Source organism: Sphingomonas sp. Leaf242 (assembly GCF_001422045.1).
GTDB lineage: Bacteria > Pseudomonadota > Alphaproteobacteria > Sphingomonadales > Sphingomonadaceae > Sphingomonas.
This window is the reverse complement of the sequence record NZ_LMLW01000013.1, coordinates 31,578-49,548: the sequence shown is the minus strand read 5'-3', so window position 1 is coordinate 49,548 and position 17,971 is coordinate 31,578. Positions and strand designations below refer to the sequence as shown.

20 protein-coding genes are annotated in these 17,971 nt (G+C 65.9%); 12 read left to right on the top strand and 8 right to left on the bottom strand.

Annotated elements, in window-relative coordinates; genetic code table 11:
- Nucleotides 1-8: 8 nt before the first annotated feature.
- The 3 genes from ASF09_RS18770 to ASF09_RS18760 all read right to left on the bottom strand — a co-directional run bounded on the left by ASF09_RS18770 (nucleotide 9) and on the right by ASF09_RS18760 (nucleotide 1,586).
- On the bottom strand, nucleotides 9-473 hold the full coding sequence (locus tag ASF09_RS18770; RefSeq protein ID WP_060527583.1) for a RidA family protein: 465 nt from the start codon (nucleotides 471-473) through the stop codon (nucleotides 9-11).
- Between the two features lie 205 nt (nucleotides 474-678).
- Nucleotides 679-1,305: a hypothetical protein gene (locus ASF09_RS18765; RefSeq protein ID WP_060527581.1), complete on the bottom strand. Its 627-nt coding sequence runs from the start codon at nucleotides 1,303-1,305 to the stop codon at nucleotides 679-681.
- A complete protein-coding gene (locus ASF09_RS18760; RefSeq protein ID WP_060527580.1) occupies nucleotides 1,302-1,586 on the bottom strand; it encodes a DUF3572 domain-containing protein in 285 nt (94 codons plus the stop codon). Before ASF09_RS18760 ends, ASF09_RS18765 begins: the two co-directional genes overlap by 4 nt.
- Nucleotides 1,587-1,622: 36 nt before the next feature.
- Here ASF09_RS18760 and ASF09_RS18755 point away from each other — a divergent pair, with 36 nt between their 5' ends.
- Nucleotides 1,623-1,985, top strand: coding sequence for a response regulator (locus ASF09_RS18755; RefSeq protein WP_060527579.1), 363 nt, complete (start codon nucleotides 1,623-1,625; stop codon nucleotides 1,983-1,985).
- Nucleotides 1,986-2,329: 344 nt separating this feature from the next.
- On the opposite strand, the gene rpmG is transcribed toward ASF09_RS18755, so the two are convergent.
- A complete protein-coding gene (rpmG, locus tag ASF09_RS18750) occupies nucleotides 2,330-2,497 on the bottom strand; it encodes a 50S ribosomal protein L33 (RefSeq protein ID WP_055881863.1) in 168 nt (55 codons plus the stop codon).
- Nucleotides 2,498-2,686: 189 nt separating this feature from the next.
- Between rpmG and ASF09_RS18745 the strand changes: the two genes are divergently transcribed.
- The 5 genes from ASF09_RS18745 (at nucleotide 2,687) to ASF09_RS18725 (ending at nucleotide 6,442) form a co-directional block, all read left to right on the top strand.
- Complete coding sequence (locus ASF09_RS18745) at nucleotides 2,687-3,043, top strand: hypothetical protein (protein WP_060527578.1); 357 nt, start codon at nucleotides 2,687-2,689, stop codon at nucleotides 3,041-3,043.
- A 3-nt stretch (nucleotides 3,044-3,046) separates the two neighbouring features.
- The gene (locus ASF09_RS18740; RefSeq protein ID WP_060527577.1) at nucleotides 3,047-3,613 is read left to right on the top strand and encodes a TMEM165/GDT1 family protein; all 567 of its coding nucleotides are present in this window, start codon (nucleotides 3,047-3,049) and stop codon (nucleotides 3,611-3,613) included.
- A gap of 89 nt (nucleotides 3,614-3,702) precedes the next feature.
- Nucleotides 3,703-3,888: a DUF1328 domain-containing protein gene (locus tag ASF09_RS18735; RefSeq protein WP_060527576.1), complete on the top strand. Its 186-nt coding sequence runs from the start codon at nucleotides 3,703-3,705 to the stop codon at nucleotides 3,886-3,888.
- A gap of 101 nt (nucleotides 3,889-3,989) precedes the next feature.
- Nucleotides 3,990-5,582 carry a cisplatin damage response ATP-dependent DNA ligase gene (locus tag ASF09_RS18730; RefSeq protein ID WP_060527575.1) on the top strand — a complete coding sequence of 531 codons (1,593 nt, stop codon included), beginning with the start codon at nucleotides 3,990-3,992 and terminating at the stop codon, nucleotides 5,580-5,582.
- 110 nt (nucleotides 5,583-5,692) lie between these two features.
- Nucleotides 5,693-6,442 carry an AcvB/VirJ family lysyl-phosphatidylglycerol hydrolase gene (locus ASF09_RS18725; protein ID WP_060527662.1) on the top strand — a complete coding sequence of 250 codons (750 nt, stop codon included), beginning with the start codon at nucleotides 5,693-5,695 and terminating at the stop codon, nucleotides 6,440-6,442.
- 272 nt (nucleotides 6,443-6,714) lie between these two features.
- Here ASF09_RS18725 and ASF09_RS18715 read toward each other — a convergent pair whose 3' ends face one another.
- Together ASF09_RS18715 and ASF09_RS21135 are read right to left on the bottom strand one after the other, a co-directional pair.
- The gene (locus ASF09_RS18715; protein WP_235529893.1) at nucleotides 6,715-7,464 is read right to left on the bottom strand and encodes a glutaminyl-peptide cyclotransferase; all 750 of its coding nucleotides are present in this window, start codon (nucleotides 7,462-7,464) and stop codon (nucleotides 6,715-6,717) included.
- 105 nt (nucleotides 7,465-7,569) lie between these two features.
- On the bottom strand, nucleotides 7,570-8,436 hold the full coding sequence (locus ASF09_RS21135) for a cold-shock protein (protein ID WP_060527572.1): 867 nt from the start codon (nucleotides 8,434-8,436) through the stop codon (nucleotides 7,570-7,572).
- Nucleotides 8,437-8,739: 303 nt separating this feature from the next.
- Here ASF09_RS21135 and ASF09_RS18705 point away from each other — a divergent pair, with 303 nt between their 5' ends.
- From ASF09_RS18705 to rpoN, 5 genes are all read left to right on the top strand, one after another.
- Nucleotides 8,740-9,360, top strand: coding sequence for a ribonuclease D (locus tag ASF09_RS18705; protein WP_056054449.1), 621 nt, complete (start codon nucleotides 8,740-8,742; stop codon nucleotides 9,358-9,360).
- Nucleotides 9,360-10,028: an LPS export ABC transporter periplasmic protein LptC gene (gene lptC / locus ASF09_RS18700; protein ID WP_060527571.1), complete on the top strand. Its 669-nt coding sequence runs from the start codon at nucleotides 9,360-9,362 to the stop codon at nucleotides 10,026-10,028. Before ASF09_RS18705 ends, lptC begins: the two co-directional genes overlap by 1 nt.
- A gap of 5 nt (nucleotides 10,029-10,033) precedes the next feature.
- Nucleotides 10,034-10,591, top strand: coding sequence for an LptA/OstA family protein (locus ASF09_RS18695; protein WP_060527570.1), 558 nt, complete (start codon nucleotides 10,034-10,036; stop codon nucleotides 10,589-10,591).
- A gap of 111 nt (nucleotides 10,592-10,702) precedes the next feature.
- Entirely contained in the window at nucleotides 10,703-11,485 is a 783-nt protein-coding gene (gene lptB, locus ASF09_RS18690) for an LPS export ABC transporter ATP-binding protein (RefSeq protein WP_056054439.1), read from the top strand.
- A 102-nt stretch (nucleotides 11,486-11,587) separates the two neighbouring features.
- A complete protein-coding gene (rpoN, locus tag ASF09_RS18685; protein WP_060527569.1) occupies nucleotides 11,588-13,084 on the top strand; it encodes an RNA polymerase factor sigma-54 in 1,497 nt (498 codons plus the stop codon).
- Nucleotides 13,085-13,382: 298 nt separating this feature from the next.
- Here the strand turns inward: rpoN and ASF09_RS18680 are convergent, their stop codons facing one another.
- On the bottom strand, nucleotides 13,383-14,381 hold the full coding sequence (locus tag ASF09_RS18680) for a ligase-associated DNA damage response exonuclease (RefSeq protein ID WP_060527568.1): 999 nt from the start codon (nucleotides 14,379-14,381) through the stop codon (nucleotides 13,383-13,385).
- Between the two features lie 362 nt (nucleotides 14,382-14,743).
- The gene (locus ASF09_RS18675) at nucleotides 14,744-15,349 is read right to left on the bottom strand and encodes a hypothetical protein (protein WP_060527567.1); all 606 of its coding nucleotides are present in this window, start codon (nucleotides 15,347-15,349) and stop codon (nucleotides 14,744-14,746) included.
- A gap of 92 nt (nucleotides 15,350-15,441) precedes the next feature.
- On the opposite strand from ASF09_RS18675, the gene ASF09_RS18670 reads away from it, so the two are divergent.
- Nucleotides 15,442-17,865, top strand: a complete 2,424-nt coding sequence (locus tag ASF09_RS18670) for a ligase-associated DNA damage response DEXH box helicase (protein ID WP_082444486.1) — start codon at nucleotides 15,442-15,444, stop codon at nucleotides 17,863-17,865.
- The last annotated feature ends 106 nt before the right edge of the window (nucleotides 17,866-17,971 follow it).

Below are 17,971 nucleotides of genomic sequence, written 5' to 3'. Positions count from 1 at the left end.
CAAGACGGTCAGGCGGAAACCTGAACGATCGCGTCGATCTCGACCGCGGCACCGAGCGGGAGGACGGCGACGCCGACGGCCGAGCGCGCGTGCTTGCCGCTATCGCCGAACAGCGCGACCATGAGTTCGGACGCGCCGTTGGCGACCTTGGCCTGGTCGGTGAAGTCGACGGTCGAGTTGACGAACACGCCGAGCTTCACGATCCGCTCGACGCGGCCGAGCGTGCCGAGGGCGGCCTTTATCTGTGCGACGAGCATCAGGCCGCAGAGCTTGGCGGCCTCCTGCGCGTCTTCGAGCGAGACGTCGTCTCCGACGCGGCCCTTGACCAGGGCGCCGTCCTTGAACGGTAGCTGGCCCGAGATGTGGAGCATGCCGTTCGCCAGCACGGTCGGGACATAGGCGGCGACGGGCGCGGCAGCCTGTGGGAGGGTGAGGCCCAGCTCTTCGAGCTTGCGGTCGATACGATCGGTCATGGATAAGGTATCACCACAGCGGTGGGGGATGGGTCAAGTGGGGGGCCGATCCCGCCCGTTCTGCTCCCCTCCCTGGAAGGGAGGGGCTGGGGGTGGGTTGGTTTCCGTATTTATCGGAACGGCCGCGACTGAAGCGAGCCTACCCACCCCCAACCCCTCCCTTTCAGGGAGGGGAGAACGGTGTGTTCGCGGTGATGTGGGAGGCTCAGGCGTCCGCCGGCAAACCAGCCTTGAACCGCGCGGCGATCCAGTCCGCGGCCTCGCGCCAGTCGTCGATCCGGGCGTGAGCCTCGGGCGCCTTCGGCACGGTCACTGCCAGCGTCGGCTCGGAGACCATGTGCAACCGGTGCACCCCCGGCGCGTGCCTGGCGACCGACTCGTGATGCACGGCGAGGTCATCCACGAACACCGTGACCGGCGACCCGTATTCCTCGACCAGCCGCGACACCGGCGTCCCCTTGCCGCCCTGGTTGCACTCGACCCGGTGGACGATGCCGAACTTTGCCAGCTGTTCGATCCGCGGCTGGCGGCATTCGTCCTGGAGGTTGGTCAGGATGACGATGTCCGCCACCCGCGCCAGCCGCTCCAGCGCGTCGACCGCGTGCGGCACCAGCGTCTGGCGGTGCATCTCGGCGGGGAAGAACTCGCCGAGCATCGCCCACATGTCTGCGACGGACGGCGGCGGGCCACCGTCGCGGCGGGTCATCGCGGTCGAGAAATCGCCGTGCTGGATCGCGAAGTCGATGTCGTGACGCTCGTCGAGCCAGACGCCGAAATGCTTGACCATGTGCAGCAGCACTTCGTCGCAATCGCTGATCAGCAGCGGCCTCATGCGTCGAATGCCCCGCGGTCCAGCTTAGCGTGTGCCTGGACCAGCACCTCGGGCTTCACGCCAAGCGATTCCGCGCAGGCGATCAGGTCAGGCTCGTGGTTTTCGAGGAAGCCGAGCGCAGCCGACAAGACCGTCGGATCGCTTGCCCTTGCGCGGAGGTCGTGCGGCTCCAGGCCGGTGACCGACAACAGCCGCATCGCGCGGTCGGGCTCGACCAGCGTCCATACCAGCGCGCGCAGGGCGAGCGCTTCGGCGTCTTCGTTTGAATCGCGGTCGCGCATTGCCTATCGTGCCTTCTTTCCGGATAAGGTGGATCGGTGGCAAAGAAGGTGCTCGTTGTCGAGGACAACGAACTGAACCTCAAACTATTCTGTGACCTGCTGCGCGCGCATCAGTTCGCCGTCGAACCCGTGCGCGACGGCCGCGAAGCCGTCGCACGCGCGCGCGAATTCGTGCCCGACTTGATCATCATGGACATCCAGATGCCGCACGTCACCGGTTACGAGATCATCCTCGAACTGAAGGCGGACGAGGCGTTGAAGGCGATCCCGGTGATGGCGGTGACGGCCTATGCCGGGCGCGAGGACGAGGAGCGGATCCGGGCTGCGGGCGCGGATGCGTACGTGTCCAAGCCGATCAGCCTGGCGCGGTTCATGGATGCGGTGAGGACGCTGGTCTGAAGCAGGAAAGCGCCTCGCGCTACGGCCCGGCATGCCACATCGACCCATAGTCCGGTGCCTTACCCTACTCCCGTTCGTGCTGAGTAGAGACCGAGTAGCTCCGCAAGGAGCGTATCGAGGGCTCGTATCGAAGCATGCGTTCCGCGCGCCAACCTGTCCTTCGATACGCCCTCTCGATACGCCGCCTACGGCGACTACTCGAGGGCTACTCAGGACGAACGGGAGAGGGGGCAAGCGGAAGGGGGAGGGACGAACGGAGGGGTATCACAAACGCCAAAGCCGCGGAGTTACCCGCGGCTTTCCGGATCGTCGGAATCAGACGACGGCATACGCCGCCGACCCGATTACTTGATCTTGGCTTCCTTGAACTCGACATGCTTGCGCACGACGGGATCGTACTTCGAGAAGGAGAGCTTCTCCGTCTTGGTACGGGGGTTCTTCTTGGTGACGTAGAAGAAGCCGGTGTCAGCGGTGCTGAGAAGCTTGATCTTGACGGTGGTCGGCTTGGCCATGAGCCCAAATTCCTATGGCTTGAAAATGCGAAAGCGGCGAACTCATGCCGCCGCTCGATCAGGCTGGGCGCATGGCGGACGCACGGCGCGAAGTCAAGCTTTGCCGCACAGAACGGCGCCCGACGACGCACTTAACTGCGCCTTTACCCGCCTGGGTGCAACGTCCATGCAGAGAAAAGGAGCGGGATCATGGGGCAGGCAGTACGAAACGCAACGGGGCACGTGGCAGCGCGAATCGACGATATGATCGCCGTAAAGGCCGATCTCGCCGCGCGGATCGCGGCGATCGACGTCCGCGCGCCTTACGCCCGGCCCTGCGACATCGCCGCCGAAGTCGATGCGATACGTGTGATCGCGCATAGCAACGGTCTCAACCCCGCAGTCACGGTCGCGCATTTCGTCGATTCGGCATTGTCCCGCGGCGAGCATGGCGCGCTGGTGCATGGCTGGCTCGGCATCCTGCGCGATGCGGTCGGTTGCGAACGCCAGGACGTTCAGGCCTGTCACGCCTTCGCCGCGGCGTGCTCGGTCCGACTGGCCGGATAGCGCATGGATGCGTTGATGGCGGCATTGGTCGCCGCCGCCCTGGCGCAGATCGGTGATCGGACCGCGTGGCTGGCCGCGATCCTGGCGGACCGCCTGCGTCGACCGGGGCTCGTCATCGCCATGGCTGCGCTGGCGGTCTTTGCCGCGAGCAGTTTGGCGGCGGCGCTAGGCACGGTGATCGGCCCGAAGCTCGCGCCTAACGCTCGGCAACTGATGCTCGCGGTCGCCTTGCTGTTGCAGGGCGGCGGCGCGTTTTTCCCGGCCAAGGTTCCCGAACGGCTCGACCAGTGGAAGATCGGCGCGGTCGCGACCGCGTTCCTGGGGCTGTTCATCCTCGCGTTCGGGGACGGCATCCAGTTCATCGCGCTCGCGCTCGCGGCCCGGTCTCCGGTTCCGGCGTTTGCCGCGATCGGCGTCACTCTCGGCTCGCTCGTGGTGATCGTTCCCGCCGCGATGATGGGCGAGACGGCATGGCGCAAATTGCCGCTGAAGACGCTGCGCATCGCGGTCGGCGTGCTGTTCCTGATGATCGGCATCGTCCTCGCGCTCGGCGCGCTACGCCTGGTCTAGACTGGCGCCTCGGTAGGGTTCGTTACGATACTGGAACCAACCACGGCGCGACCGGTTGACCGAGTCCAACTCACTTTGCGGAGGCCGACATGCTGAAACTCGCGGTTACTTGTCTCGTCATCGGCCTCGTGCTGGCGTTACTCGGCTTCGGCGGCGTGGGCGGCGCGTTTATCGGTATCGCCAAGATCCTGTTCTTCATCGCCATCGCGTTGTTCGTGGTCTTCCTCGTGCTCGGCCTGCTCGCCGGCAAGGGGATCAAGAACGCGATCGACTGACGCGGTATTTTGTAGAGCGCATAGACGACCGTCGTCGGAAGCATCAGGTGGCGGTCGTTTCGTCTCTGCATCCCTTCGGCCAGCAAGCGCGTTGAACGGGGATGCATGCTTTCGCCGCCCTGCTCGATTCGCTCACCTACACACGGTCGCGTAACGCCAAGCTGAAGCTGATCGCGGACTATTTGCGTGCGACGCCCGACCCGGATCGGGGCTGGGCGATGGCGGCTCTGACCGGCGATCTCGATCTCAAGGGCGTGAAGTCGGCGGTAATCCGCGGATTGATCGAGGAGCGAGTCGACCCGGTGCTGTTCCGGATGAGCCGCGATTATGTCGGTGACACCGCGGAGACGGTCGCGCTGCTCTGGCCTGAGCCGACTGTTCCGGTCGATCCGACGCCGTTGTCGATCACCGATGTCGTCGAGCGGCTGGCGGCATTGTCGCGTGCCGATGCTCCGGCGGCGTTGGCCGATATGCTCGACCGATCCGATGCCGAGGAGCGGTTCGCGTTGCTCAAGATGGCGACCGGCGCATTGCGGATCGGCGTGTCGGCGCGGTTGGCGAAGACCGCGCTCGCCGATGCGTTCGGGCTCGATGTCGATGCGGTCGAGGAGGTCTGGCACGGGCTCGATGCACCGTATCCGAGTTTGTTCGCCTGGGCGGAAGGGACCGGCGATCAGCCGACGCCAGCGGACGTCCCCGTATTTCGGCCGTTCATGCTCGCGCATGGACTTGAAGACCTGCGCGTCGATCTCGCCGACTATGCTGCCGAGTGGAAGTGGGATGGCATCCGCGTGCAGATCGTCCATGTTGCGGGCGAGACGCGGCTCTATAGCCGGACGGGCGACGATGTGACGGGCAGTTTCCCAGAGATCGCCGCCGCGTTTCGGACGCCGGGGACAGTCGACGGCGAATTGCTGGTGAAGGGCGAGCATCAGGGCGGGACACTGGAGGATGGCGGTGGGGCGGCGAGCTTCAACGCGCTCCAGCAGAGGCTTGGGCGCAAGACCGTGTCGGCGAAGATGCTGGCTGACTATCCGGCGTTCGTTCGGCTCTACGACCTGTTGATCGACGGCGAGGAGGATTTGCGGACGCTGCCGTGGACCGCGCGACGCGCGCGGCTGGAAGCGTTCGTGCCGCAGCTCGACCCGGAGCGGTTCGACTTGAGCGCGGTGATCGAGGCGGACGACTTCACGGCGCTGGAGGCGATCCGTGCGACGTCGCGCGATGCGGCGATCGAAGGGGTGATGCTCAAGCGTCGCGACTCGCCCTATGTCGGCGGACGGCGTGCGGGACTCTGGTACAAGTGGAAGCGCGATCCGCTGACCGCCGATTGCGTGATGATGTACGCGCAGCGCGGGTCGGGGCGGCGGTCGTCTTACTATTCGGACTATACCTTCGGGTGCTGGACCGAGGAGGGCGAACTGCTCCCCGTCGGGAAAGCCTATTCCGGGATCACGGACGAGGAGCTCAAAATGCTCGACAGCTTCGTCCGCAACCATACGCAGAACCGGTTCGGACCCGTTCGCGAGGTCGAGAAGACGCTGGTGCTGGAGATCGCGTTCGATTCGCTGCACGATTCGAAACGCCACAAATCGGGCGTGGCGATGCGCTTTCCGCGGATCGCGCGGATCCGGACTGACAAGCCCGCGGCGGAGGCGGACCGGATCGAGACGCTCAAGCGGATGATCACGTGATCGGCTGATCCCGAAACGGCATCACGTGGTTGCCGGATCGAATTTCGGCGCTATCGCCGCGGTCTGGCCTCGCCATGAGTATTTGGGAGATCCGCATGGACGTTACGCGCATGAAGACCAGACGACGGGTCCGTCGCGGCGCGTGGGTGTTCGGGATCATCTCCGCGATCGTCGTGCTGTTCGTCTACCTTGCCGGCTATTTCGACCGCGACCCGGTGCATGTGTATCCGGCGATCGGTGTGCGGGCGTCGGGCGCGCCGCCGATCGCAGTCGTGAACTTCTCGGGTGATATGGGGCTGCGGTTCCTGCTCGGCGCGTCGACCTCGCGCGGGCTGACCGAGCACGGCATCCCGGTGGTCGGGATCACGACGCCGGCCTTGTTTACGCATCATCGAACGCGGCAGGAGCTCGATGCGATCATCGCGGACGGTGTGCGGACGGCGCTGGCGCGGACGGGGGCGAAGCGGGTCGTGGTGATGGGGCAGTCTTACGGCGCCGACATCGTCCAGACCGGGCTGGCGAACCTGCCGAAGGACCTGCGTCCGCGCGTTGCTGCGATCGTGCTGATCCTGCCGGGGGACACGGTGTTCTATCGCGCCGATCCGTCCAGCCTGCTTTACGATCACGGTACCCCCGACAGCATGGGGGCGACGACCGGCAATCGGCTGACCTGGGCGCCGGTGACGTGCATCTACGGGCTGGAGGAGACGGACAGCCTGTGTCCGCTGCTGACGACCACGAACGCGCGGAAGGTCGGGATGCCGGGGGGGCATAATATCCATCACGATGCGGATGGGTTGCTGCGGCATGTGCTGGCGGCGATCCGTGCGGTCGCGCCGGCGGCTGGACGGGGGTTCTAGCGGAACTCACCATCTACGTAGCGACCCTCTCCAGAGAGACGCGCCTGATTACGCCGTCGTCATCCTGACGAAAGTCAGGATCCAGGGTAAAAGAAGGATAGCTTTCGTGGCTCTGGATCCTGACTTTCGTCAGGATGACGGCGTTCAGATAACAGCGGTGGAGACGGCGTTCAGGAGGCGGTCGGTGCCCTCCATGTTCTCCCGCGAAGGCGGGAGTCCAGTCTGGGCTCCCGCCTTCGCGGGAGAACAACTGTAGAAGGCGCAGTCCCGGCTTAACGCGGCGTTGCGGCGATCTTTATCTCGAAGAGCGTCGGCCAGTATTTGCCCGTTACGAACAGCCGGTCGGCCTTGGCGTCCCAGGCGATCCCGTTGAGCACCGCCTCGCGGTCGGTCGCAGCCACCTCTGCGACTAGCGGGCGGAGGTCGATCACTGCGCCGACCTTGCCGGTCTTGGGATCGATGCGGACCAGGAAGCCGGTGTGCCAGACGTTGGCGAGCAGCGCGCCGTGGACATATTCGAGTTCGTTGATGTCGCGTAACGGCCGGCCGTCGATCGTCACTGCCACGCGCTTGCGTTCTGCCAGAGTGAGCGGATCGCGGAAAATTATGGCGGGGCTGCCGTCGGACTGGAGCAGCGAGACGCCGTCGCTGGTCAGGCCCCAGCCTTCGCCGGTGTAGCGGTTCTGCCCCTTGGGCTTCAGTGTGCGGACGTCCCAGCGATGCGCGATGCCGTCGTGCCAAGTGAGGCTGACGAGCTGGTCCTTCCACAGCGCAAGGCCTTCGCCGAACTGCGCGGGGTCGATTCGCGCCTTGGCGAGAATCTTACCGTCCGCGAGCGACACGCGACGGACGTCGGATTGCCGCTCCTGCCCCGTGCTCTCGTATAGCGCGCCGTCGTGCCAGAGCAGCCCTTCCGTGAACGCGGTGCGATCATGCGGGTAGCGCGCGACGATCGTCGCCGACAGCACCGGCACGCGGGTTTCGGGCGGCCGCTGCGTTTGCGCGGGCGCCGCGGACGACACCAAAGATGATGAAACGAGAACGGCCGATCCCGCCAAAGCAAGACCGGCCGCAATCATTATCCTACCGAACACGGTACGATCAGCGTTCTGAGTCAGTCAGCTGGATCAGCCGCCTGCGCTCAGGTTCACCGCAGCGTACTTGCCGCGACGATCGACTTCGAGCTCGAACTCGAGCTTGTCGCCCTCGTTGAGCGTCGCCATGCCAGCGCGCTCGACGGCCGAGATGTGCACGAATGCGTCAGGCTGTCCGTCGTCGCGCTGGATGAAGCCGAAGCCCTTCATCGCGTTGAAGAACTTGACCGTACCGGTCGCCTTCTCGCCGGTGAGCTGACGCTGTGCGCCACCTGCACCACCGTCACGGTCGCGATCGCCACCACGGGGCGCGCCCGGGCCGGCATCACGGTCACGCGGCGGGCCGCGATCGGTGACGGCCATCGGCTCGCCGTCGATCTTCAGGTCGGTCGCCGAGATACGGCCGCCGCGGTCGACGAGCGTGAAGCCGAGCGGCTGACCCTCTGCGAGCGCGACCATGCCGGCTTGCTCGACAGCGCTGATGTGGACGAACACGTCCTCGCCGCCGTCATCGCGAACGACGAAGCCGAAGCCCTTCTGCGCGTTGAAGAACTTTACGACGCCGGTGCCTTCGCCGACCACTTGGGGAGGCATGCCGCGACCACCGCCGCCGCCGCCACCGCCCGAGAAGCCGCCGCCACCGCCGCCGCGGTAACCACCGCCGCCGCCGCCGCTGCCGCCACCGAAGCTGCTGCCGCCGCCGTAGCTGCTGCCACCGCCGCCACCGTAGCTCGAGCCACCGCCGCCATAGCTGCTGCCGCCGCCGCCGCCGCCGAACCGATCGCCACCGCCGCCGAAGCTGCTGCCGCCGCCGAACTCGTTATCGCCGCCGCCGAAGCTGTCGCGCTTGTCGCGGCCACGCCCGCCACGGTTCCCGCGGCCACCTTTATCGAAACCCATAAGCTCTGTTCGTCTTCCCGGTTCGCCCGCAAATTTCTCAAAACCCTTGTGCCGGACGACGAACGCAGGTTTTCCAGCGCGAAACCTTTTGCGCCTTGAGGACACCCGTAGCGCAAAATACAAGCCGTCGCGAATAGATTCTGATCTTTAGGTGCGCGATTTGGATCGATACTGACGCAAGTGTCGCTTGTAAGCCACGGCTCGTCGCACACGGAGCACGCAGGCCATGTTATCGCCCGATTCGACATCGCTGCCTGTGACTGGGCCATTGAGCGTTCAGTCGCGGACCGCTACGGCCACGGCATGACAGTTCATCTCCACGAAGGCGATATTCCCGCCGACCTGTTCGCGGCCGGTGCCGCGATCGCCGTCGATACCGAGACGATGGGGCTGATCACGCCTCGCGACCGGTTGTGCTTGGTCCAGCTTTCCGATGGCGGGCCCGACGAGCATCTCGTCCGGTTTGCCGCGGGTGCTGGCTATGATGCGCCCAATCTGAAGGCGCTGCTGGCGGATCCGGCGCGGGTGAAACTCTATCATTTCGGGCGATTCGATATCGCCGCGGTCCAGCATTATCTCGGCGTCGTCGCGGCACCGGTGTATTGCACCAAGATCGCCTCGCGCCTGATACGCACCTACACCGATCGCCACGGCCTGAAGGAACTGGTGCGCGAGCTGCTCGGCCAGGATATCTCGAAGCAGCAGCAATCGTCGGATTGGGGCAGCCCCGAACTGTCGGAGGCGCAGAAGGATTACGCGGCGTCCGACGTGCGCTTCCTGCACCGATTGCGCACCGAACTCGACAAGCGGCTGATTCGCGAAGGCCGGATGGAGCTCGCGCAGGCGTGCTTCGACTTCCTGCCGACCCGAGCCGCGCTCGATCTCGCCGGCTGGCCCGAAATCGACATTTTCGCGCACGCTTGATGGACGCGCCCTCCGCCACGGGACTGCCGCCCTCCCCCGTCGCCCGTCGCGTGCGTAGCGCGCGGCAGGACTGGGCCGCGCCCGGTGGCAGCCATGATCGCTTCGTCGCGATCGCCCGCGTCGCGCTGCCAACCGCGATCGGCGTGCTGGCGGCCTTGATGGTCATGGCGCCGCTGACCGCGGGGGGCGATGTGTCGTTCCTGCTCGACAAGAACAAGGTCGACGTCGCGCAGGAGCGGATGAAGATCCAATCGGCGCAATATCGCGGCGAGGATGCCAAGGGCCAGGCGTTCACGCTGGATGCCAAGTCTGCGATCCAGAAGAGTTCGGCCGAACCGATCGTCCAGCTCAATCAGCTCGCCGCACAGATTCAGCTGACCGACGGCCCCGCCAACATCAAGGCGAACACCGGCCGCTACGACATGGATACCGAGAAGGTGCAGCTGTTCGGGCCGCTCAACGCCACCGCAGCCGGCGGCTACGACCTGAAGACGACCAACGCGACGATCGACATGAAGGCACGCACGCTCGAAAGCGGGGGGGCTGCGACCGGCACCGTCCAGCAGGGGACGTTCAGCGCGAACAAGCTGCGCGCGAACCTGGAAGAGCGCACCGTGACGCTCGATGGTAATGCCCGCTTGCGGATCGTACCCAGAGGGCCGAAATAGCCGCCATGCGCGCCACATCATCCTTGCTCGGAGCAGCCGGTTTCGGACTCTCCCTCCTGCTGCTTTCGACGACCGCGGTCGCGCAGCAGCCGCACGATTCGAATGCGCCGATCAATTTCAGCGCGGACCATATCGAATTGCAGGACAAGGCGAACCGCGCCGTGCTGTCCGGCAACGTCGCGGTCAAGCAGGCGGAAATGACGCTGAACTCCGCGCGGATGACGGTGGCGTATACAGGCCAGGTGATCGGCGGAAACCCGCAAGTGTCGCGGCTCGACGCGTCGGGCGGCGTGACGGTGAAGCGCCCCGACCAGACCGCCAAGAGTCAGTATGCGATCTATGATCTCAACAAGCGCGTGATCACGATGCTGGGCGCCGTGACGCTCAACCAGGGCGGCAACGTCGTCAATGGCGGACGGCTGACGATGAACCTCGACACCGGACGCGCGGTGATCGACGGGTCCTCGGTGGGCGGCAGCAGCGGTGCGACCAACGGTGGCGGCACCGTGACGCAGTCGGCCGGCCGGGTCAGCGGCACCTTCTCGGTTCCCAAGCGCAACTGACGCGCAGGCGTGCCGCGGGGGCTTCCCTCCGGCGGCACGCTCATGCATGTTTCCTGCCAACCCGCGACTGCGTAAAGCGTTCGGCAATCTATTCTTGCGAGGCCTGATCCCATGGATGCCACCACGCTACCCCCGATCGAGGTCGTAGAGCCGATCGCCGAGCCGCCCGTCAGCAACGGCTTGCAGGTCGTCTCGATCGCCAAATCCTATGACAAGCGGGTCGTGCTGACCGACGTGTCTGTATCGGTCGGCCGCGGTGAGGTCGTCGGGCTGCTCGGGCCCAACGGCGCGGGCAAGACGACGTGCTTCTATTCGGTGATGGGGCTGGTGAAGCCCGATTCGGGCCGGATCATGCTCGACGGCGAGGACATCACGAAGCTGCCGATGTATCGGCGCGCGATCCTCGGCCTCGGCTATCTGCCGCAGGAAACGTCGATCTTCCGCGGGCTGACGATCGAGAAGAACATCCTCACCGTGCTGGAATTGTCGGAGCCCGACAAGGCGGCGCGCCAGCGGAAACTCGACACGCTGCTGGAGGAGTTCGGGCTGACCCGGCTCCGCGCGGCGCCGGCGATGGCGCTATCGGGCGGCGAGCGGCGGCGTGCGGAAATCGCCCGCGCGCTGGCGGCGGATCCCTCGATCATGCTGCTCGACGAGCCGTTCGCGGGGATCGATCCGATCTCGATCGCCGACATCCGCGATCTGGTGAAGGATCTGAAGCGCCGCGACATCGGCGTGCTGATCACCGACCACAACGTCCGCGAGACGCTCGAGATCGTCGACCGCGCGTACATCATCTATGACGGCCGGGTGCTGTTCTCAGGCTCGCCGGCGGAACTGGTCGCCGACGCAAATGTGCGCCGGCTGTATCTCGGTGAAGGCTTCTCGCTTTAAGCCGATGGACACGCCCCTTTCTCCGTTCGCCCTGAGCGAAGTCGAAGGGCTGCCGCGCGAGCCGGTGCTTCGACTTCGCTCAGCACGAACGGAAGAGGTGTCATGAGCCTCGCCCCTCGCCTGGACATCCGCCAGTCGCAGTCGCTGGTAATGACTCCGCAGCTCCAGCAGGCGATCAAGCTGCTGGCGCTGTCGAACCTGGAGATCGAGGGGTTCATCGCCGAGGAGGTCGAGCGCAACCCGTTGCTCGAAGCCAGCGCCGCCGAGGATAGCGACGCCCCCGACCGCGAACCCGTCGCCGAAGTCCGCGACGAACGCGTCGCCGCCGACGAACTGGTCACGGGCACCGGCGCGGGTGACGAACCGACGCTCGACGTCGACTACGCCACCGAAAGCCACCAGCAGGACAGCGTCGCCGACGGCGGCAGCGGGATGGACGGCGCGCTCTCGATGACCGGCGCGAGCGCGGGCGGCGTCGGTGGCGATGACGGCCCCGATCTCGATGCGTTCGCCGATACCAGCCTCAGCCTCGCGGATCACCTGCTCGCGCAGGCCGGGCCGGCGATCCCCCACGAGGACGCGTTCATCGCCGCGCACCTGATCGACCAGATCGACGAGGCGGGATACCTGACCGTCTCCCTGCTCGACATCGCCAACCGGCTCGGCGTGCCATTGGTGCGCGTGGAGCGCGTGCTGGCGACGATCCAGACGTTCGATCCGACCGGCGTCGGCGCGCGCGATCTGGCCGAATGCCTCGCATTGCAGGCGCGCGAGGCCGATCGCTACGATCCGTGCATCGCGCGCCTGATCGACAATCTCGACCTGCTCGCGCGCGGCGAACTCACGCGGCTGAAACGCATGTGCGACGTCGACGACGAGGACATGGCGGACATGATCCGCGAACTGCGCGGCTATGATCCGAAACCCGGCTGTCGCTACGGCGGCGAGCCTGCGCAGTCGGTGACGCCCGACCTGTTCGTCGCGCGGACGAAAGCCGGCTGGGCGATCGAGATTAACGCCTCCACGCTGCCGCGCGTGCTGGTCAACCGCAGCTATTACACCGAATTGTCGGGCGGGCAGCAGGACAAGGCGTCGAAGGCGTGGCTGTCGGATTGCCTCGCGAGCGCGAACTGGCTGGTGAAGGCGCTCGACCAGCGCCAGCGAACGATCATCAAGGTCGCGACCGAGATCGTGAAGCAGCAGGAGGCGTTTTTCCTGAAGGGCGTCGCCCACCTGCGCCCGCTGACGCTGCGCCAGGTGGCGGACGCGATCGAGATGCACGAATCGACCGTCAGCCGCGTGACGAGCAACAAATACGTGTCGTGCGCGCGCGGGCTGTACGAGCTGAAATACTTCTTCACGAGCGCGATCCAGTCAGCGGACGGCGGCGAGGCGGTGTCGGCGCAGGCGGTGAAATCGGCGATCAAGGCGCTGATAGATACCGAGGGGGCAAAGATCCTGTCGGATGACACGCTGGTCGAGTTGCTCAACGCCAAGGGCTTCGACATCGCGCGGCGGACGGTGGCGAAATACCGTGAGGCGCTCGGGATCGGGAGTTCGGTGCAACGCCGGCGTGCGCGGGCTCTAGAAGGCGGGTGATTCACGCGAAGCATGTCCTGAGCTTCACCGAAGTGGCGCTAAGCCGCCAAGATAAAAGAAGGTTGGTTCGCGCAGAGGCGCAGAGAGCGCGGAGGGTTGCGAACTGGGCTGCTGTCTCGCATTCGCGAGACCATCATCTGATTGCCGCTGGTGCGGAAGCTACGATTATCGACTTTGATACTATCTCCGCGTCCTCTGCGCCTCTGCGCGCAAAACACTTCTTTTTTTGCGCCTTCGCGCCCCTTCGACGAAGCTCAGGACATGCTTCGCGTGAATCATCTCCGCGCCTTCGCGTGAATCAATCGTCCTCGTCCTCGAACCCGACCAATGCCAACGCGCGCGCCTTGATCTGGCGAGTCATGCACCAATGGACCAGCGCGTCTTCGCGGCCGTGCGTGACCCAGACTTCCCGCGGCGCGATCTCGGTCAGTGTCGCGATCAGTTCGTCCCAATCGGCGTGATCGCTGAGGATCAGCGGGAGTTCGACGTTCTTCTGACGTGCGCGGCCGCGCACGCGCATCCAGCCGCTCGCCATCGCGGTGATCGGGTCGGGCAGCCGCCGCGACCAGCGATCGTTGAGCGCGCCCGGTGGACACATCACGACATGCCCGGCCATGTCCGCCTTCTTAGCGTCTGCCACCGGGAGCAGTTCGCCGAGCCTGACGCCGTGTTCCGCATACAGCTCGCACAGGCGTTGCAGCGCGCCGTGGATGTAGATCGGTGCCTCGTGACCGCGCTCACGCAGTTCGGCGATCACGCGTTGCGCCTTGCCGAGTGCATAGGCGCCGACGACGACGCAGCGATCCGGGTTGGCGTGCAGCGCGGCGATCAGCTTGTCGATCTCGTCGCCGGTGTCGGGGTGGCGGAACACCGGCAGGCCGAAGGTGGCTTCGGTGATGAAGACGTCGCATTTGACCGGCTCGAACGGCGTGCAGGTCGGGTCCGCGCGGCGCTTGTAGTCGCCCGAGACGACGATCCGCTCGCCGCGATAGTCGAGCACGATCTGCGCGGAGCCGAGGACATGGCCGGCGGGGACGAAGCCGATATCGACCTCTCCCATCCGAATCGTTTCGCCATACGCGACCGGGTTGCCGGATTGCGGACCGTAGCGCGCGTCCATGATCGCGAGCGTCTCGGGCGTAGCCCAGACCGCCTCGTGGCCACCACGTGCGTGATCGGCGTGGCCGTGCGTGACGAGCGCCTTGGCGGTCGGGATCGAGGGGTCGATCCACGCGGCGATCGGCTTGACGAGGATGCCGTGCGGATGCGGTTCGAGCCAGTCGCCGAGTTTTGCCATGATCAGATAACGCGTGACGCTGGGATGCGGTGCCGTTGATAGCGTACGGCCGCCGAACGGCCTCAATTTGCCGCACCTCCCCAGCCGTCATCCCCGCGCAGGCGGGGATCCAAACGCTTGCCGTTGCGATCTTTCCGATCGGCGAGCCATTATGGATTCCCGCCTCCGCGGGAATGACGGAGTGAAGGCTGGGTCGGACTTTCGGCTAAAGACCGCGACGCCGAACGATCCTCCCCGTCAGGGTGAGGTGGCATCGAAAGTGACGAAGGGAGAGGACACGGGGTCGGAGATTTCGCTTGCCCCCCCCTCCGTCTGGCAAGCCAGCCACCGCCCCCTCCCGGGGGAGGATCGAAAGAGCGAGTCTACCGCCGCCCGCCGACCTTGATCGTCGCCAGGATCGCATTCATCCGCGCCGCCGCGACGGCCTGGGTCGGCGCGTTGCGGCTGGCCGGCGCTGCCGCCTTCACCGCGTACGTCACGCGGTCGATCGCGTAGCAGGCGCCGTTGATGACGCTGCGGAAGTTGGTCGCGTTCACCTGCTGGCTCATCCCCGCGTCGCCATTGGTGTAGACTGTCCAGCGGTGGCCGCCGAGCATCCGGTTCGACAGGCGCCTGGCGCTCCCCGAGACCAGTCCCGCGGTGCCGCACGTCGCCACCACGTCGGCGCTCCGACTGAAGCCGACCTGGATCAGCTCGGTTACTTGCCCCTGGCCGTTGGTCGGCCGGGCGACCTCCCAGAAACGGACGATGCCGACGCCGCGACCGACCGGCGCGCCGTCCCACATCTGCCGCCAGCCACGATTCATAAGCGCGCGGCCGGCGAAATTGCGCGTCGGCGTCAGGCTGGAGGCGTAGGACAATCGGACGATGCCGCCGCCCCCGACGAACGACTTGTCGGCGGCGGTGGCATTGGCGAACGGCAGAAGTGCGAGCAACGGCAGGGGCAGAAGATAACGAAGAAGCGACACCGATCGTCTTTCACAACAGAGCTTTGGCCGAAATGGCGGCCATCGCGCACGCGGTCCATAGCGGTGCGGCGCGACGCCCCCATATGACGCTAATGCGTGAACAGGCCGTGAGCGACCTTCCCTCCCCCTTGGAAAACTGGTTTGTCGCGAGGGGTTGGCGGCCGCGGCGGCATCAGCTCGAGATGCTGGCGGAAGGCCGTGCTGGGCATCATGCGCTGCTGGTGGCGGCGACCGGGGCGGGGAAGACGCTTGCCGGGTTCCTTCCGACGCTTGCCGAGCTGATCGAGGCGCCGACGAGCGGTCTCCACACGCTCTACGTTTCGCCGCTTAAAGCGCTCGCGGTCGACGTGCAGCGCAACCTGCTGACGCCGATCGACGAGATGGGCGTCGATATACGCGTCGAGACGCGGACTGGCGACACGCCCTCCGACCGGAAGGCACGGCAACGGATCAAGCCGCCGCAGATCCTGCTGACGACTCCTGAGTCGCTGTCGCTTCTGCTGAGCTATCCGGACAGCATCACGATGTTCGAGAACCTCCGGACGATCGTCGTGGACGAGGTTCACGCGTTTGCGACCGGCAAGCGCGGCGACCTGCTCTCGCTGTGCATGGCGCGGCTCCAGAAGATTTCGCCGGGGATGCGCCGCGTCGCGCTGTCGGCGACGGTCGCGGATGCTGACGGCTATCGCGCGTGGCTCGCGCCCGATGGCGACATCGACCAGGTCGCGATGGTCCGCGGCGAGCCCGGCGCCGATCCCAACATCGCGATCCTGCTGCCCGAGGGCCGCGTGCCATGGTCGGGGCATTCGGGCCGCTATGCCGCCGCGCAGGTGATGGCCGAGATCGAGGCGCACGAGACCTCGATCGTGTTCTGCAACACGCGAAGCTTGGCGGAACTGATCTTCCAGGATCTGTGGAAAGTAAACTCGGGCAATCTCCCGATCGGCGTCCACCACGGCAGCCTCGCCAAGGAAGCGCGCCGAAAAGTCGAGAACGCGATGGCCGAGGGGAAACTGCGTGCGCTGGTCGCGACGTCGAGCCTTGATCTGGGCGTCGACTGGGGCAACGTCGATTGCGTGATCCAGATGGGGGCGCCCAAGGGATCGTCGCGGCTGTTGCAGCGGATCGGTCGCGCCAACCACCGGCTCGACGAATCGTCGCAGGCGATCGTCGTGCCGGGCAACCGGTTCGAATATCTCGAGGCGCGCGCGGCGCTCGACGCGGTCGAGGCGGGCGAACTCGATGCGGATATCTTCCGCGTCGGTGCGCTCGACGTGCTGGCGCAACACGTGATGGCGTGCGCATGCTCGGCCCCGTTCCACGAAGCTGCGTTGCTCGACGAGATCCGCTCCGCCCTCCCCTATTCCGCGCTGCCGACCGAGACGTTCGAGCGCGTGCTGCACTTCATCAGCGACGGCGGCTATTCGCTGAAGGCGTATGACCGGTTCAAGCGGCTGACCAAGGACGCGGACGGGACGTGGCGCGTCAGCCATCCCAAATTCATCGGCCAGCATCGGCTGAACGCAGGCATCATCGTCGAAGCGACGATGCTCAACGTGCGGTTCGGCAACGGTCGTGTGCTCGGCCGCGTCGAGGAGGCGTTCGCGGCGCAGTTGAGCCACGGCGACACGTTCTTCTTCGCGGGGTTGAGCCTTGAGGTGATGAAGATCGACCTTGAGGATCTGGTCGTGCGCGCGACGTCGAAGCCTGCGCGGATTCCGACCTATGGCGGCAGCCGGATGCCGCTGTCGACCAACCTTGCCGACCGCGTCCGTGGGTTCCTCGCGCATCCCGGCGACTGGGCGCGCTTCCCCGACGACGTCCGCGAATGGCTGGAGATGCAGGCGTATCGATCGGTCATGCCCGAGCCCGGCCAGCTGTTGGTCGAGACGTTCCCGCGCGAGGGGCGGCACTACATGGTCGCGTACAGTTTCGAGGGGTGGAACGCGCACCAGTCGCTCGGCATGCTGATCACGCGGCGGATGGAGACGCAGGGGCTGAAACCGCTTGGCTTCGTCGCCAATGATTATGCGCTGGCGGTGTACGGGCTGGAGAAGATCGTCGATCCGGCGTCGCTGTTCTCGGCTGATATCCTCGAGCATGAGTTCGTCGAATGGGTGCAGCAATCGCATCTGTTGAAGCGCGCCTTCCGCGAGGTGGCGGTGATCGGCGGGCTGGTCGAGCGCCAGCATCCGGGCAAGCGCAAGACCGGCAAACAAGTGACGTTCTCGACCGACCTGATCTACGACGTGCTGCGCAAGTACGAGCCGACGCATCTGTTGCTGGAGGCGGCGTGGGCGGACGCGCGGGCACGGATGACCGATGTCGGACGGCTGGCGTCGTTGCTCGACCGCGCGGCGGCGACGATGGTGCACGTCGATCTGGAGCGGGTAACGCCGCTTGCGGTGCCCGTGCTGACGCTGATCGGGCGCGAGAAGATCTCGACGAACAGCTCGGACGACGCGCTGCTGATCGAGGCGGAGGCGATGATAGCGGATGCGATGCGGCCGGATTGAGCGGCTACGGCTGCCCACGTTGAAAACACCACCCCGGCGAAGGCCGGGGCCCAATTGGAAAGGTGGCCGTAACGGAGCGCTGCCCTCCATTAGCAACCGCCCCCAA